Source organism: Alistipes sp. An66 (assembly GCF_002161445.1).
Taxonomy (GTDB): domain Bacteria; phylum Bacteroidota; class Bacteroidia; order Bacteroidales; family Rikenellaceae; genus Alistipes; species Alistipes cottocaccae.
On the sequence record NZ_NFHT01000014.1, the window covers coordinates 63,930 to 79,283 of the forward strand.

Annotated in this window: 14 protein-coding genes and 1 tRNA gene; 4 read left to right on the top strand and 11 right to left on the bottom strand. The window is 60.3% G+C overall.

Annotation, left to right across the window (positions count from 1 at the left end; all coding sequences use genetic code 11):
* Positions 1 to 39 precede the first annotated feature (39 nt).
* Positions 40 to 1,206: an MraY family glycosyltransferase gene (locus B5G16_RS09755; RefSeq protein ID WP_087263557.1), complete on the bottom strand. Its 1,167-nt coding sequence runs from the start codon at positions 1,204 to 1,206 to the stop codon at positions 40 to 42.
* Between the two features lie 66 nt (positions 1,207 to 1,272).
* Positions 1,273 to 2,391 (bottom strand): KOW motif-containing protein, encoded by a 1,119-nt coding sequence (locus tag B5G16_RS09760; protein ID WP_239406076.1) that lies wholly within the window; start codon positions 2,389 to 2,391, stop codon positions 1,273 to 1,275.
* A 360-nt stretch (positions 2,392 to 2,751) separates the two neighbouring features.
* Between B5G16_RS09760 and B5G16_RS09765 the strand changes: the two genes are divergently transcribed.
* The 4 genes from B5G16_RS09765 to B5G16_RS09780 all read left to right on the top strand — a co-directional run bounded on the left by B5G16_RS09765 (position 2,752) and on the right by B5G16_RS09780 (position 5,381).
* Positions 2,752 to 3,762 (top strand): acyl-CoA reductase, encoded by a 1,011-nt coding sequence (locus tag B5G16_RS09765; protein ID WP_087263558.1) that lies wholly within the window; start codon positions 2,752 to 2,754, stop codon positions 3,760 to 3,762.
* A gap of 44 nt (positions 3,763 to 3,806) precedes the next feature.
* Complete coding sequence (locus tag B5G16_RS09770) at positions 3,807 to 4,319, top strand: IS1096 element passenger TnpR family protein (protein WP_087263570.1); 513 nt, start codon at positions 3,807 to 3,809, stop codon at positions 4,317 to 4,319.
* Complete coding sequence (gene miaA / locus B5G16_RS09775) at positions 4,309 to 5,223, top strand: tRNA (adenosine(37)-N6)-dimethylallyltransferase MiaA (protein WP_087263559.1); 915 nt, start codon at positions 4,309 to 4,311, stop codon at positions 5,221 to 5,223. The genes B5G16_RS09770 and miaA overlap by 11 nt, the downstream gene beginning before the upstream one ends.
* A gap of 69 nt (positions 5,224 to 5,292) precedes the next feature.
* Positions 5,293 to 5,381: transfer RNA gene (locus B5G16_RS09780), tRNA-Leu, on the top strand.
* 133 nt (positions 5,382 to 5,514) lie between these two features.
* Here B5G16_RS09780 and B5G16_RS09785 read toward each other — a convergent pair.
* From B5G16_RS09785 to B5G16_RS09825, 9 genes are all read right to left on the bottom strand, one after another.
* Positions 5,515 to 7,998 carry a hypothetical protein gene (locus B5G16_RS09785; protein ID WP_143260864.1) on the bottom strand — a complete coding sequence of 828 codons (2,484 nt, stop codon included), beginning with the start codon at positions 7,996 to 7,998 and terminating at the stop codon, positions 5,515 to 5,517.
* Positions 7,995 to 9,131, bottom strand: coding sequence for a hypothetical protein (locus tag B5G16_RS09790; RefSeq protein ID WP_087263561.1), 1,137 nt, complete (start codon positions 9,129 to 9,131; stop codon positions 7,995 to 7,997). Before B5G16_RS09790 ends, B5G16_RS09785 begins: the two co-directional genes overlap by 4 nt.
* 1 nt (position 9,132) lies before the next feature.
* Positions 9,133 to 9,765: a hypothetical protein gene (locus tag B5G16_RS09795; protein WP_087263562.1), complete on the bottom strand. Its 633-nt coding sequence runs from the start codon at positions 9,763 to 9,765 to the stop codon at positions 9,133 to 9,135.
* A gap of 16 nt (positions 9,766 to 9,781) precedes the next feature.
* Entirely contained in the window at positions 9,782 to 10,303 is a 522-nt protein-coding gene (locus B5G16_RS09800; RefSeq protein WP_087263563.1) for a hypothetical protein, read from the bottom strand.
* An 18-nt stretch (positions 10,304 to 10,321) separates the two neighbouring features.
* Positions 10,322 to 11,125 (bottom strand): DUF1266 domain-containing protein, encoded by an 804-nt coding sequence (locus B5G16_RS09805; protein ID WP_087263564.1) that lies wholly within the window; start codon positions 11,123 to 11,125, stop codon positions 10,322 to 10,324.
* Positions 11,126 to 11,146: 21 nt separating this feature from the next.
* Positions 11,147 to 12,160, bottom strand: coding sequence for a DUF1266 domain-containing protein (locus tag B5G16_RS09810; RefSeq protein WP_087263565.1), 1,014 nt, complete (start codon positions 12,158 to 12,160; stop codon positions 11,147 to 11,149).
* Between the two features lie 31 nt (positions 12,161 to 12,191).
* Complete coding sequence (locus B5G16_RS09815; RefSeq protein WP_087263566.1) at positions 12,192 to 13,181, bottom strand: ankyrin repeat domain-containing protein; 990 nt, start codon at positions 13,179 to 13,181, stop codon at positions 12,192 to 12,194.
* 10 nt (positions 13,182 to 13,191) lie between these two features.
* Complete coding sequence (locus B5G16_RS09820; RefSeq protein WP_162612054.1) at positions 13,192 to 14,643, bottom strand: ankyrin repeat domain-containing protein; 1,452 nt, start codon at positions 14,641 to 14,643, stop codon at positions 13,192 to 13,194.
* A 74-nt stretch (positions 14,644 to 14,717) separates the two neighbouring features.
* Entirely contained in the window at positions 14,718 to 15,221 is a 504-nt protein-coding gene (locus tag B5G16_RS09825) for a hypothetical protein (RefSeq protein WP_087263568.1), read from the bottom strand.
* Positions 15,222 to 15,354: the final 133 nt, after the last annotated feature.

Sequence of the window (15,354 nt, forward strand, 5' to 3'; positions counted from 1 at the left end):
ATTATTATAACATGATTGCAGGTTGCCTTCCGTTCCGGATCAGATCTTGTCGACGAGGTTTTGTATGCTGATGAACCAGCGGGTCCGGCTGATGTGCAGGCCGTACCCGACGTGTCGGAGCAGCTTGAAGAACCGGGTCCGATGTATGATGCTGTTTTTTAGCAGGATGTAAAGTCCGGGGGTTACCAGCAGGCTCAATGTGAGCACCACGTAGAGTTGCGTTTCGATGGAACCTCCGAGCCACACAACCCCCCCCCAGCAGAGTACGACCAGCAGGTTCAGGGAGAGTATGGCGAGCGTTGTCATGATGTGCGAGCAACCCAACTGGATGAAGATGTGGTGCAGGTGGGTTTTGTCGGGTTCGAACGGGGAGTTTCCTTTCAGGATGCGGGTAAACATCACGCGGAGGGTGTCGAATACGGGCACGGAGAGGACTGCGAGTGTGAAGGGGATCAGTCCGATGTTGTCGTCTACGAATTTTGCCGGGAAAGATTGGGTCCGGAGCGTTGAGATGACGAATACGGACATGACGATCCCCATGACGAGGGTTCCGCCGTCGCCGATGAACATTCGGGAAGTTTTTCCGAAGACGTTGTGGAAGAAGAACGGGATGAGAGCGCCGGCGCTTGCCGTTGCGAGGATGGTCATGGATACGTTTCCGGAGAGCAGGAAGAGGACACCGAACAGCGAGCAGGCCAGGATGCAGAATCCGGAAGAGAGTCCGTTAACGCCGTCGATCAGGTTGATGGCGTTGATGATTCCGATGGAAGCGAACAGGGTGAGGATGATGGCGGCCCATTCCGGGATTCGTCCGATACCCCAGAGTCCGTGGAAATTGTTCACGCTGTAACCGCCGTAGGTGATGAGGAGCAGCATGACGACGATCTCGATCAGGAACCTCAATTTGGGCGAGAGGTTCAGGATGTCGTCCATGGTTCCGGTGTAGAGCATGGCCATCATGGCGAGCACGACGATCATGAGGACTTCGGTGTTTACGATGTCGTACATGCTGCCGATTCCGGCGACGATGCCGAAGAATACGGCGACTCCACCGAGTACGGGCACGGGTTTTCGTTGGAGTTTCCGCGTATTGGGGTTGTCGACGATGTTTTTGAGGATCGCGATCTGGACGATCTTTGGATGGATCCATCCGACAAGAATGGCAGATATGAGGAAGGTGATGACGACGTGGGAAAGGATGTCCATGACGGTTTATGTATCTGTATAGGTCTGTATGGGGGTTTTGAAATCGGTCTCTGTTTTTTGCGGGGGTCAGTGTCCGAACCGGCGATCGTAGTCATCGAGCCGGCGGATGAGTTCGCGTTTGTTTTTCTTGACGGGGTCTGTTTTTCTCCACGGATCCACGATTTCGTGTGCGAGGTCGTGGAATCGGGCGTTGTCGGAGCATCCGTATGCGGCGACAAGCAGAAGAGCCTTCGCGTATTCGGAGTTGATCAGGGGCAGGAAATTCCGGATGGTCGTGAGCAGGGCATTGAAATTTTCGGAATGGCCGAGAATGGCGTATGCCTGCAAGAGCATCGCATAGAGTTTGCATCGCAGGGCGACGCTTTCGAACATGAGGTTTCCGAATTGCAGGATGGTCTCTTTGGCGAGACTGCGGTCCTCGTCCGTGGTCTGTCCGTCGTGGAGCCGGAGGATCGCTTCATGCAGCTTTGTGAAAATACGGTCGTTGTTCATCCGGGCATATATGTGTCCGTTGTCTCCGTTCAGTTCGATGACTTCGTATTGGCCGGGTTTCACGGCGATGAGCGGGACATACATGCAGTTTTCGATGCAGACCACGATGTTTTTGCATCCGGCACCGGAGCGTGCGACGACGGTGGCCTCGACGCCCTTGAATTTTCCGTCGATGATCCGCACGCGGTCTCCTTTTGCGAGTCGTTCGGGTCCGGGTGTCAGGACGGGGATTTCGTAGCCGTAGGCGCTGAACACCCATTTCAGGTTTTCCATCTCCTTGTCCGCGACATAGGGATAGTACTCTTCGCGGTCGTCTCTGATTTTCGGCAGGAAGTTGTATTGGGGGATGTATTGTTTCAGTGCGAAGATTTCGGCTTCGGAGGCGTGGATAAATACGTAATTGTACAGGAGCGGTCTGTTTGTTCTGACGATCGTTCCGTTTTTCCGGGCGACTTCGATATAGGAAGGTGCGAAGAATTCGAATGTTTTCTCTCCGTTCCGGGTTCTGCGGTCCATTTCGGCGATGAGCTTTCTGGCGGGGTCTCCGCAATAGAATCCCTTCTGGGATATGGGCAGCGTCAGGACATACCACCTGACACAGTTTCTGTTTTGTTTCGAGCGAATCAGTCCGGCAATGGTATCATTCGGATCGATGCCGTTTTCCGACACGCTCAAATTTTGTAGTTCGCGCACACGCCTCTTTTTTTCGTCTTTCTGTTTTTTGGCCGAGAAGCCGGCCACATTCCACCCCTCCCGAAAATTTTTCGGGGCCGTATCCATAACTTTGTGCAAAAGTAAGCAAAAATAGATATAAAGACAAACGTTTCAAGTTTTTTTGCGGCTTTGCCCGGGCTCTTTTCGTAAAGTTTTAACCAATTGACAATACGTTTGATAAAACCTTTCCAAAGGTGCCCCGGATATTCCTTTTTGGAATATCTGCCACCCGCTTTTGGTCGTCTCCGTCTTCCGGCATCCGGATTTTCCGACCATCCGACCCATAAATGAATGCCGCCGATAGGCGGAAAATAGCGGCGAAATCGTATCTTTGCGTCGATGAAACGTACGATTGACATTTTCTCGGAACTGGGCGCACGCCTGCGGGATTTCGGCGCCGACGACGCTTCCCGCCGGACGATCGACCTGGCCTGTGCTGCGAACGGCTGGTTTACCCCTGCGGAGATCCGACGCGCCGTGCGGGCGATTACCGACGAGATGCTGTGCCGGGAACGCCTTGCGGCGTGGCTTTCGGCCTACCCCGGCATGCCCGATCGCCTGCCTGCTCCCCCGCCGTTCCACCCGCACCGGGTGCTGGTCATCATGGCCGGGAATATTCCGCTGGTGGGTTTCTTCGACCTGCTGTGCGTGCTGGTCAGCGGCCACCGCTGCGTGATCAAACCCTCGGCGAAGGATCGGGTGCTGATGGAGTTCATGGTGGATCAGCTGCACGCCGTCGAGCCGGCGCTCCCGATCGAATATTACGACGGGACGAGTCCGGTCGATGCCGTGATCGCCACGGGCAGCGACAATGCCAACCGCTATTTCCGCTCCCGCTACGGGAATATTCCGTCGCTGCTGCGGGGGAGCCGCCAGTCGGTGGCGGTACTTTCCGGGCGTGAAACGGCGGAACAGTGGGCCGGACTTTCGGACGACATCTGGGCCTATTCGGGACTGGGATGCCGGAACGTGTCGCTGCTGTTCCTGCCGCGCGGATCGGAACCGAAGCTTCAAGTGACGGATGTAAATCCTAAATACAAAAACAATTACCTGCAACAGCGCGCCTTGCTGGCCATGCAGGGCGAACGTTTTGTGGACCTGGGCTCCGCGGTGCTGGTCGAGCAATGGGCCTTTCCGAATGCGTTGAGCCGGATCGCCGTTGCATACTACGACTCGCCGGCGGAGGTTTCGGCATGGTTGTCGGAACACGACGGCGAACTGCAATGTGTCGTGAGCGAGTCGCTGACACACAGCCGCGTGGTGCCGTTCGGGCGGGCGCAGTCTCCGGCCCTGACGGATTATCCCGATGCCCGTGACGTCATTGCGTGGTTGCAGACGCTGAATGGCTGAAAATTGTAGTATATTTACCGAACGAATTAAAACTTTTGGATACGATGTCGATGATTTTCCGCTTCCGGATGTTGAGCGACGAGAACGACAATTTCGTCCGCGATTACGAAGTGCTGTACGATACGACGCTTCTGGACTTTCACCGGTTTATCCTGCAATCGCTTGAATATGAGGATTGCATGGCTTCGTTTTTCACGGCGGACGAACGCTGGGAGAAGTTGCGGGAGTTCACGCTGATGGATATGGGCGACGGTACGGACGAGGCTCCGGAGACGATGGAACGGGTGACGCTGGGGCAGCTGATCCACCGTCACCGCGACCGGTTGATCTACCTGTTCGACCTGTTCGGCGACCGGGCCTACTATCTGGAACTCACCGGCGTGTATGAGGCCGAGCCGGATGCGGTTTATCCGCGGGAGATCTTCGCCCGTGCGGAGGCTCCGGACCAGTACGATCCTTCGAAGAACCGCGTCGAGGAGGAGGAATCGGCCTTCGACGAGGTTATGGGTGAGTTCAGGGATTTCGAAGGTGACGACTCCTACGACGATGAGTATTAAGCGTTTGCTGGTGATCGTCGGGCCGACGGGTTCGGGGAAGACGGATTTGAGCATCCGCCTGGCCCGGCATTACGGGGCGCCGATTCTCTCCACCGATTCCCGGCAGTTTTATCGGGGCATGGCCATCGGTACGGCCCAGCCTGATCCGGATCAGCTGCAAGCAGCGGAACATCATTTCATTGCGTCGCACGACCTGAACGAAGACTTGAACTGCGGAAGCTATGAGATGCAGGCGTTGTCCTGCCTGGAAAAGCTCTTTGCGAAGCACGACTGGGTGATTGCCGTCGGCGGTTCGGGACTCTACGTGCGGGCCTTGTGCGAGGGCATGGACGATCTTCCGCAGGCGGATCCGGAGCTTCGGGAGGCGTTGAGCCGCCGGCTCGAAACCGAGGGTGTCGATGCGTTGGCCGCCGAGCTCCGGACGTTGGATCCGGCCTATTACGCGACGGTTGACCGTCGGAATCCGGCGCGCGTGATGCGGGCGTTGGAGGTGTGCCTGCAAACGGGCCGCCCCTACTCCGAGCAGCGTACGGGAGTACGTCGCCCGCGTCCTTTCGGGATCGTGAAGGTGGGTGTCGACCTGCCGCGTGAGGAGCTTTACGCGCGGATCGACCGCCGGGTGGACCGGATGGTGGCCGACGGTCTGGAAGCGGAGGCGCGGGCGCTCTACCCCTATCGGACGCTGAATGCGTTGCAGACGGTGGGCTACCGGGAATTTTTCGACTATTTCGACGGTCGTACGAGTTATGAAGAGGCGGTGTCGCTCATCAAACGGAATTCGCGGCGCTATGCCAAGCGGCAGCTGACGTGGTTCCGGCGGGATCCGGAGATCCGCTGGTTCGGGCCGTGGGATGATGCAGCGATCATCGCGCATGCGGATGCAGCTGCGGGCGTTGAGCGGTGAAAAAGATCCGGATTTTGGCAAATCTGAAATAATTTCGTATTTTTGCGCTTGCCTTTTCGAGAGTGCTGCGCCCGGATGGTGGAATCGGTAGACACGCCGGACTTAAAATCCTGTGGCCAGTAATGGCCGTGCCGGTTCGATCCCGGCTCCGGGTACCATGAAAATCGCTTAATCTGCTGATACATACGGATTAAGCGATTTTTATTTTCTGGATTTTCCCCACATTTTCCCCACACGTGCTGTGAATGATGTTTTAATCCACCTCTTTTACCCAATCATGCGCATGTTTTGTTATGATCTTTCGGGTAGTGTCAGCGGAATATTTGGATAGAGCGTTTCGTAGGGTTGCATCGGCTCCAGAGTTTGCGGACGACTGGCCGAGCGGAGGAAATTCCAGAAATCCGCGGGAAAGTGCACGACTTGTCCCACATGGGAGCGAAGTGTGGTCAGCACCACACGGCCATCGCTCAGCCGTCCGATATGTTCGAGTTTTTCGCTGCCGAACATCCCGGGACGGATGCGTAGCACTTCGCTCGTCGTGCGATTCCAGAGCCGGGCAAAATCCAGTCGCATCGAATCGCAAGCTCCTTTGATCAGCACCCAGTCGTCTCCAAACGGGAGGAGGTTCGACCAGGGATCTACGTTCTGCATCCGGGTAGTCCGGCAGCGGCGCGTATCGACGTCGAGTTCCAGCAGCCGGGCAACCACCTCCCGGTCCGAGAAGCCGCACATCACCAGTCGGCCGGTTCCGGGGGCAGGGATGGAGCCGTTGAACCCGTCGCCACTCAATATGTGGAAGCCCAGCGGTGAGAGCGAGCCGTTTTCGAAACAATAGGTCTCTTCGTCGTGTGCAAGGAGGATGCGTCCGAGTCCGTCGCAGGCGAACCTGCAAGGGTGCTGCGCCTTGGGCAGGGGAAAACGCTGGACGCGCTCCACTCCCTGCGGATTCATCGTGAGGATCGTGGCGCTCTGCCGGTCGCCGAAGCAGAGATAACGGCCGAACCATCGGGGACGCTGGTCGAGGAAAAGAAAGGGCGACTCAAGTTTCGGCAGGTCGCACAGCCGCTTCCAACTGTTCGCTTCCAGGGGATTCTTGCCCCCGAGAAGCATCCAGCACTGCATGGGCGGAATGTAGTAGAACGCCGCATAGAAATCCATCTCCGGGGAGTAGGTCAGGCAGCAAAACCGGTTCCAGCGCACCTTGACCGGTTGCAGCGGACGCTGGCGGAGATCGGCGACAAAATTTCCCTGCCACTCCTCCGCATCGCGGCTTTTCCACCGCCCGCTGCAAAAGTCGCCGGCCAGCGAGTCGAGCATGTAGTCGGCATCATCGGGCCATGGCACCTCTTCGCAGGGCATTGTGCGCCCGGGGTCGATTTCGCGGGCTGGAGTGCCAGGTGCGCGTCCCGGCTGCTTCACCTGCCGACAATATTGACCCGCCTTTCCGCAAGCCTTTTCGAAATCCGCAGCGTGAGCCTCCGGTTGCAACGTGAGGAGGTAGATATCGTCGCCGTCGAGGTCGTAGAGCCGGTATCCGTGGCAGGTCAGCTCCTGTCCGAGAGCGGCCATACCCTCTTCGTGCGGGCGGCAGGCATATTGTACCCCGATCTCGTCGAAACGGGCGTCGTGCAGCGCCGAAATCCCCTCGCCCCATTTTTTTCGCATCTCGGCCAGCGAATCGTTCACGTCACCGTCGTATTTGAGCAGGTCCAGCGCCTCCTCCACGGCGCGCCCGACCTCCGGGAATTGTTCCTTTTCAGCCGAGGTGCCGTCGGTATCGCTCGCCTCCTTCGGCCGGTCCGAAGCCTCCTCTGCGAGCGGCCCGACCTCCGAAGAGTTGCGTTCGAGCTGATCTTCGAGCATCTGAAACACTTTCACATGGGCGTTTCGGATCCCCTGACTTGTGTAGACCATCACGGGCTTGCGCACCAGCCGGATGCCGAACCCTTCGAGCGCGTCGAACAGCTCCGGGAGCTGCAGCGGTGTGAACATCCGGTGCTGCATCATGGGGCGGTCTTCGATGAAGAGATCGCCGTGGCCTTCGTTCCATAGGCCGCGTGTCGTGTTGTCTTCGTTGCGGAGCGAGATCTCGTAGCTGTTGTGCTGGCGGCAACTGCCGTAGAGGCTGCGGGGACTGTTCAGCCGGAGTGTCAGCACCACGCGCCTGCGCCGCTCCTCCTTCGGAGCCGCCGGGTCGGCATAGGGCTCGCCGTCGGAGGAGAACTGCGCGGTGACCTCCCATTCGTATGACTCGGGCCACGGAATCCCGGCGGCCTCCAGCCATCGGAAGGCCTCCAATTGGTGCGTAACGGTGTCGTAGAAGCCTTCAATCCGACTTTTGAGTTCCTGCAGGTGGGGAAATGGGAATCCCTCCAGCAGGCGGACGATGCGCCGCAGCAGGAACAGCTCCGCGGGATCCTCGACCATCAGTATGCGCGCCAGCACGAGCAAATAACGCACAGCCTCCGGCTCTGCCGAAAGGGCGAGAAGCGCCACGCAGTACCAGAACCCCACGATGTCGTAATCCTTCGGAAGGCCCGTCGTGCGTTGGCGTTCGCGCTCCGTGGGCGAGGTCGGGATGATGGCGTAGTTGTCGAGCGTCGCCGCAACGGCCCGCACCACCTCCGCGTCGGCGGCGAACGGCTCCATGCGCAGCACCTCCTTGAGATTGAGCGGAGCGTGGATGAACGATCCGAGTTTGCGGTTGAGTGCGTCGATCTTTTCTACCGTCCCGGGCGTGCATCCGGGCAGCGGGGTGATTTTCAACGGTGTCATGGCGTCGGGTTTAGATCGGTGAATGAATGGGTCTCTTTTTCCTGTGCTGCGATAGCCTCCGTCACCCGGCGGATATTCCGGCGGTTATATCCGAACGAGACGATCGAGCTGCGTTTGTTGAGATCATTGATGCTGTTGATCCAGATGCCGCCGCGGTCGTGCGCGACGAAGATCTGTTCACCCCACGTGGCGCTCCACCATGCGGGATGGGTGTGTGCGACAAAAAAATCCCGGTCCATGTGGTCGATCGTCCAGTCGTACTGCTCGGCCAGCTCCCGAAGCAAAGCGTCGATCCGCTCCGGCGGCAGCACCGTTTTTCTCCAGCGGAAGAAAAGCCTGCGGTATTGGAGGCGGAAGAGGACGAAAGCCACCGGGACGCAGACACCCGAGGTCCAGAGAAGCGCGCTGGTCGAGATAGACACCATACCCGTGAGGGTGATGATGACCATGAAGAGCGGAAGATAGAGGAGCATGATTGGAAGCAGATAATGGGCCCAGATCCCTTCGGCGTTGAGCGGCAGCCTGCGGTGTCGCCGAATGAAGCCGGCCGTATCGACCCGGGCTTCGTTGCGGCATCCAATCCGAATGAATACTTCAACGAGGAGCAGACAACCGATTCCCGCCACCCATAAAAGAAAGGTGGGAACGGCATTTAGCTCCGGTGCTCCGACCTGGATCGTCAGTACGCCGTCGTAGGCCACCCCGTCGAACGAGAGGTCCCGGCAACGAAGCCGGTATTCACCCTTTTTGGCGGGAGAGAAGCGATAGAAGTGCCGGCAGATACGTGTGGTTATGCCGTTGCTCCAGGATTCGGAAGAGGAACTGCGAAGCCATGTCAGCGATGTCCCCTCCTCCGTGACGATGGTCGGGGTTCGGTCGGTATATTGGTTGCTGGAGAGCAGAATCTCGTAGTCGCCCCGAGCCCGCGGCTGCCCGGCTTCGATCGAGAGGCAGCAGTGCACGGTGTCGCATTCCGGGGTGGCGGCGTGGAGCAGGACCGCCCGGGCGGCATTGCTTGGGGCAACGTCGAAGGCGGAATGGTTGTCCGCCTGAATCTCTTTACCCCGAGCGCTCCATATAGGAATTATCAGCGCAAGCAGTAGTACGAATCCGCACCGAATAACTCTTTCCATATCACTCGACGGCAGTTTCGAAGGGTGAACGATCGAGCAGGGCCTCCTCGGGAATCCCGGCCGACCGGGGCCAGTAAAACTCATCCTCCGTATCATCGATCCAGAAGAGCGGCAGCATCAGGGGCAGATACTCGAACAGGTGGCGGCCGTCGGTCAGGCTGGCAAAGACCACGATGAAGGTATTCATCCGCATGCGCTCGTCCCAAGCAAAGCGCCACGAGAGATAGAGGTTCTGCATCCGTCCGGGACGGGTTGTCACATCCACGTCTCCCTCTTCATCGGGCATGAAATGGCCCGAGTCGAGAGACAATTCTCCCAGCTCCATGATGCCCTCGGGAGCTTGAAGAACACTCATAGCCTTGAAACACTCTCCGCGGCGGATCGAGCGGTGGGGAACCGTCACGCGAGCCACCACCCAGACCGAATCAGCGTGCCGGATGGCGTGCTCGACCTCGAAGCGCACCTGCGGACGCTCGAGGGGCTTCAGCCGGCGGTTTACCACCTCGGCGTCCCGATACAACCAGGTCGATTCGGAAGCCACGAAGGTCGGGTCGAGCTCGGCGGATTTGCGGGTGCTTGCGCAGCCTGTGGCAGCGAGCAGAAGGATAAATGCGACCAGGCGTCTGATTTTCATATTTTTACAATTTTTGTTATGTATAGCGGGCCAACAGCCAAATAACCACTCCGACAACGAGGGGCACGACGAGAAAGCGTACAAGGGAACGTCGGATAGAGGGCTCCTCCTCGGGGCGGCAGCGGAACATCCGGGCCAGCTCCTCGAAACTTCGGCAGCGGTAGACCGCCTGCCGGAAGTCGGCAGCGTTGCGCCAGCACGTCTCCCGGAACCACTCCGACCGAGGATATTCGCGGGCGATCCACGCCTGCAGCTTCGGAAGCATACAATCGCGGACCGCCTCTTCAAAGTCGGTGTCGTAGCGGACAGTGCGCCGGTCGGTTGGTCCGATACGACCGTAGAGACCGACCGGCCCGGTCTCCCAACAGCAGCGGATCGTGTAGCAACGCCCGGAGGCGTCGACCACCTCCTGCCCGGCCCAGCCGTCGGCCTCGGCGAGCAGCCGGCGTGTCGTCACGTTCTCCTCCCGCCAGAAGACATAGACCATGTGCTTCGCGGGAGCAAGGTAGAAGACCGGGTATTTCAGCGCGGCTTTCATCACTGCTTCGTCGGGCCCTTACCACGGGTAGCGCACCCACGGGCTCTTGGGGTTGCTCAGCAGCACGTCGGCCGTCGTCTTCATCACCGAATTGTAGGCCCGTTTGCCACCCCAGAGCGAGCGCCCGAGAATGTAGCTCATCGCCAGTTCGCGCCACGACCCGCACGCCTCATGCGCCAGCGCGTCGGCCCGTCCGATGTACGCCCACGCCTCCTCTTCGGTGAGGTAGCCCATCTCGCAGCAGACCCGCGCCAGAAAGACAATGCGCCCGGCATCCCAACCCGTCACGTTGCAGCCGCTGAGCTCTTCTTTCGAGGCGACCACGCCGCACGAGAGGAGTTCGTCGAAGGTCTCCCGCAGATTCTCGAGTTGCGACGAGACCTTGTCGTAATCCTCCTGCGAGGTCATCCGCTGTTGGAGGAGTTCGTCCTGCCGTTCGCGACCGTCGAGCCGAAAGGCCTCGAGCACCGTGGGCCAGTAGTAGCGGAATCCCTTTTCGCAGAGGTAGTCCAGCTGTTCGCGGGCCTCCACGGTGGAGTCGATGCCCCACCAGTTGCCCAAAATCTCGGGCAGTGTATCGTCGATGCCTGTTTCCAGCGAGTTTTGCCAAGCCCCCTGCTGCGAAGCGTACATCGCCCCGATGGCCAGCTGGCGGCACGGTTCGTCAGCGAGCGTCGATTTCGGATTCAGGCAAATTTCCTGAAACGACCGGCGCAGCTTGCGCACCGTTCGCCAGACCCGGCTGCCTTTCCTGTAAAGCCACGTCAGGGCGCCGACCGCCACAACGGCCAGCATCACATAGAATTCAAGTCCCCGTTCCATCGTTTCGGCGTTGACGGGTTGCTATGCGTTCCACGGAATCTGCCGCCAGGGCGAGGTCTCCTCTTCGAGCAGCTCGGTGACGATCTCCCAGGCTGTTTGGCAATCCTCCTCGTCGCCGTGCCAGACGCCGCGGCCCATGGCGAAGCTGCGTCCGTACTCTTCCCACGACGAGAAGTGTTCGCGGGCGGTATCGGCCGCCACCTGCATCACTTGCCACATCTCCTCCTCGGAGAGATAACCGGCGTGAAGAGCCCAACGCCCGAGATTGGCGATGCGCACCAGATCCCACGCGATGACCGTCTGCGGAAGCGTTTCAACTGTGCAATACCCGTTTTCGACCATAAACTCCGCGATGGCCTGCACATCCTCGGCTTTCTCCTCGGGATCACCCGCTTCGGACTGGTCGCCGCGCATGAGCGCCAGCGCCGCGTCGGCATCCGCATGATGCCCTTCGAGGAGCAGCCACCGGACGATTTCGAGCGTCGAGTCGCGGTCCGTAATGTTCCACCAGCTCTGAAGTTGCGCGCGGTAGGTTTCGGACAGGACCTCGCTCTCGACGGCATCCACCGCCTCGTCGTTGTAGACCAGCAGCGGCGCGGCAAAGGCCATCAGCCGGCACTGCTCTGCAGTCAGCCGGCACGCCTCGGCGCGCTTGATCTCCCAGCCGTCGTCCTCGCCCAGCCAGTCGAGCGCCGCGGCATTCGCCTCGCGCAACTCCCTTTCGAGACTCCCGTCCTGCATCGCCTGCATCGTTGCGGTAGCCTGCGCCATGTTCTGCCGGGCGGCTTCGGCCACGGCGGCGGCATCCACTCCGCCGAGCGTTCCCATGGCGGCCTGCTGCGCCTGAATCTCCGCCAGATTGGGCACGGCGGCCTGCATCTGCGCCATGATCTGTGCCTGCATGTCGCCCATATCGGGCATGTTGCTTATCCCCGGAATCGAGCCCATCATCGCTCGCATCTGCTTCAGGGCTGCCTCCTGCGCTGCCCGGGCAATCTCCTCCGGACTTTGGGGTTTCATCTTCTCGTTTGCCATGTTCGGTATGTTTTAAGGTTTTCGATCCATTTTATCCTTCGGCGCCGGCCGCAAGCAGCAGCTCGACGATCTCCGTGAAGCCGCGTTCGCCGGCATAGTAAAGTGCCGTGTGCTGGAGGTTGTCCGCCGCATTGACGTCGGCACGATGCTCCACAAGCAGGCGCACGACTTCGTTGTTCCCGGCGCGGGCCGCCATGAGCAGCGGGGTTTCACCCACTCCGTTGCGGGCGTCGATTGCCGCGCCGGCCCCGAGCAGCGCCTCCACAAGGAAGCGATTGCCCGCCTGTGCCGCCCCATGCAGCGGCGTTGTCCCGTCGGGCAGCGAACGGTTGGCATCGGCTCCGGCGTCGAGCAGCATCCGGGCAATGTGCAGATTTCCGCGTCCGCACGCCACCAGCAATGGCGTTTCGCCCGCATCGTTCGGCGCATTGAGCTGCGCTTTCGAGGCCGCGAGCAGTGTACGCACGACCTCGGCCTGATCGTTGTAAACGGCCTGATGCAGCGGCGTGTTGCCTTCGGCATCACGGCTGTCCGTCGCGTCGGATCCGTTTTGGCTCAGCCGTGCCACCACCTCCGTCAGCCCGTGTGCCGTGGCGTAGTCCAGTGCGCGGTGTCCCGTCTGGTCCGTAGCCTCGGTGTCGGCCCCGCTGTCGATCAGCCACAGAGCGGCATCCGTGCGGCGGTTCTCTACGAGCCGCATCAGCGGCGTGCAGCCCTCCCGGTCGGCGACATCCGGATCGGCCCCGGCATTGAGAAGTCGGGCCAGGATCTCGCGATTGCCCTTTCGGGCGGCGGCGTGGAGGGGCGTTTCGCCCCGGTTGTTTGCGGACGAGGCATCGGCTCCCTTTTCCAGCAACAGCACCGCCAGATCCCGGTATCCTTCGCGGCAGGCATAATGGAGTGCCGTGTTGCCCTCGGCATCGCGCCGGTTGAGGTCGATGCCGCCCCGTTCGAGGAGGATCTTCACAATGCTCTTCTGCCCGTTTCGGCAGGCGTTCAGAAAGGTCTGGAAGGTATCCATAACGTTGATTTCAGACGTGTTTTAGCAAAAATTTCACAAGCGACTCGTTGTTGTTGCGCATGGCAATGTCTATCGGCGTGCGGCCCTCGTTGTCGGCGGACGAGACATCGGGCCGCCCGAAGTCGAAGAGCAACTCGGCCGCCTGCCGCGCCGCCGCATGCGTGTAGCCCTCGGCCGCATAGTGCAGCACGGTGCGCCCCACGTTGTCGGCGGCGCAGGGGTCGGCACCGGCCTCCAGCAACCGCTCCAGCATCTCCGATTGATACGGCCCAGCGCTGTGCGGGCCTAGCAAATGCATCAAGGCCGTACGACCCATTGCATCGCGGGCATTCACCTCGACCTTTTGTTTCAGCAGACGCCGCAAGGTCCAGATGGACAGTTCGTAGTCGTCGTGCTGGCACGCCAGCATGAGGGCCCGTTCGTCTTTCCCCGTCTGCGGGGCATCGGGGTGCCATCCCCGCTCTTCGAAGAGCTCCATGAGCGGGGCAAATCGCTCCATGCCATCCGATACGCGACATCCCTGATCGATCCAGACGGCAAAGGGAGACATCCCTTTTGCCGTTCGCCGGTCGGGATTGGCTCCAGCCCGGAGCAACATCGCCGCGATTTCGGTCTCGCCCCACTCCAGCGCACAGACCAGCGGCGTTTTGCCCGTCCAGTCGTTCATTTCGCGGTCGTCGCACTCCGCATCGGGATCGACAGCAGCCTGCAGCAGGGCTTCCAGTGCTTTCCGATCCCTTTTTCGCAGCGCCTGGAAGAGGTTCATCCCGCCGGTCTCCATCGTGAGTTCATCAAACGGATCCTCACCCGAAAGCAGGGCGCCCACCCATTTGGCTCCGCCCTCCATGGCGAGGTCGAACGCACGCCGACCGGTAGAGTTCTTCTCGTCGGGGTCGATCTGCCCACTGTGGAGCAGCAGTGCCGCCGTCGCATAACAGCGCATCTGTTCCGCCTGGAGCTCCTCCAACTCCTCGCGGGCCTCCCGCTGCTGCTTCTCCGAGACCCATCGTTCGCCGAAGCTGGCGATAAAACGCTCCTTGCCGGCGATTTCCCTTGCGGTATCGGCAGCGCGGCGGCAGAGGATGTGCAGGGCATTGTCGCCGTAGCTGTTTGCGGAGTCGAGCCGCTGCCCGGAGTCGATCAGCACGGCGGCCATCGCGTGGTGACGGTTTTGCACGGCCTCGAGCAGCGCCGTCGTGCCGCGTGCCGAGCGCGGAAGGTTCGCACCGCGATCCAGCAGCAGCCGTGCCGCCGTGGCAATCGGTTCTTCCAGAGCGGGTACCCTGCTGCGGCGTGAGGCCAGGCGGAAGAGCGGCGTGTGCCCCTCTTCGTCGCGGTCGTTCACCTCGGCCCCGCGGTCGAGCAGCGAAGCGATGGCCTCGCAGTCGGCAAATTCCGCCGCAATATGCAGCGACGTGCGGCCGTAGTTGTCCTCGTCGCGTGCGTCGATCGGAATTTTCATGAGAAGTTCGTGTCGGTGCGCCTCCTTCGCTGGAGCGGGATAGCAATAAAGGTCATAGAGTTCCCGGAGCGGTGTCATCGGTTGATCGTTTTGAGCAGGTTTTCAAGGTATTTGTATCGGTGCCCGAGGCGGGCGGCAATCGTCCGCACCTCCTCGCAGCGTCCCAGTCGGGAGGCCGCCTCGGCCCGCAGGCGGAGGATCAGCGTGAGGACATCGTCGCGCGGTGTCTCGGGAAGCAGCGGACATCGGGGCAATTCGCTTGCAAAATCCCAGCGGCGAAAGGCCTCGGGAGGCTGCCGCCGCGACATGGACGGGATGCCCAGGCCGGAGCCTTTGCCCGGCTTGTCGTCCAGTAGCCGTTCGGCCTCTGCGAGCAGCCGGTAGCCCTCCTCATACCATCCCACATGGAAACAGCACAGAGCCTGGTTGTAGCGTGTCGGGGCATCTTCCCGAGCCGAGCGTACGAAGCAGTCGTAGGCCTGTGGCCACGCTTCGCAGCAGATGTAGGTGATTCCGGCCGCAAAGAGTCGTCCGGAGTCCGCTCCCGTAGTCGGCGGGGCGCCGCCCATCCATCCCATCTTCTCTCCGCTAATCGTCGATGGCAACCTCGCCAGCAGCGTCGGCCGTGAAGGCGACGGTGTAGTAGTTCGTCACGGTGAAGCGGCCCTGGTATTCGGGCGACTCGCTCTCGTCGACGTAATTCAGTTCGAA

Excerpts from the sequence above, each read along its gene's own strand:
- B5G16_RS09770 (WP_087263570.1), top strand. The coding sequence starts at position 3,807 with ATGTCGATGATTTTCCGCTTCCGGATGTTGAGCGACGAGAACGACAAT.
- B5G16_RS09795 (WP_087263562.1), bottom strand. The coding sequence starts at position 9,765 with ATGAAAATCAGACGCCTGGTCGCATTTATCCTTCTGCTCGCTGCCACA.
- B5G16_RS09815 (WP_087263566.1), bottom strand. The coding sequence starts at position 13,181 with ATGGATACCTTCCAGACCTTTCTGAACGCCTGCCGAAACGGGCAGAAG.
- B5G16_RS09755 (WP_087263557.1), bottom strand. The coding sequence starts at position 1,206 with ATGGACATCCTTTCCCACGTCGTCATCACCTTCCTCATATCTGCCATT.
- B5G16_RS09805 (WP_087263564.1), bottom strand. The coding sequence starts at position 11,125 with ATGGAACGGGGACTTGAATTCTATGTGATGCTGGCCGTTGTGGCGGTC.
- B5G16_RS09765 (WP_087263558.1), top strand. The coding sequence starts at position 2,752 with ATGAAACGTACGATTGACATTTTCTCGGAACTGGGCGCACGCCTGCGG.
- B5G16_RS09810 (WP_087263565.1), bottom strand. The coding sequence starts at position 12,160 with ATGGCAAACGAGAAGATGAAACCCCAAAGTCCGGAGGAGATTGCCCGG.
- miaA (WP_087263559.1), top strand. The coding sequence starts at position 4,309 with ATGAGTATTAAGCGTTTGCTGGTGATCGTCGGGCCGACGGGTTCGGGG.
- B5G16_RS09800 (WP_087263563.1), bottom strand. The coding sequence starts at position 10,303 with ATGAAAGCCGCGCTGAAATACCCGGTCTTCTACCTTGCTCCCGCGAAG.
- B5G16_RS09790 (WP_087263561.1), bottom strand. The coding sequence starts at position 9,131 with ATGGAAAGAGTTATTCGGTGCGGATTCGTACTACTGCTTGCGCTGATA.
- B5G16_RS09785 (WP_143260864.1), bottom strand. The coding sequence starts at position 7,998 with ATGACACCGTTGAAAATCACCCCGCTGCCCGGATGCACGCCCGGGACG.
- B5G16_RS09825 (WP_087263568.1), bottom strand. The coding sequence starts at position 15,221 with ATGGGATGGATGGGCGGCGCCCCGCCGACTACGGGAGCGGACTCCGGA.
- B5G16_RS09820 (WP_162612054.1), bottom strand. The coding sequence starts at position 14,643 with ATGAAAATTCCGATCGACGCACGCGACGAGGACAACTACGGCCGCACG.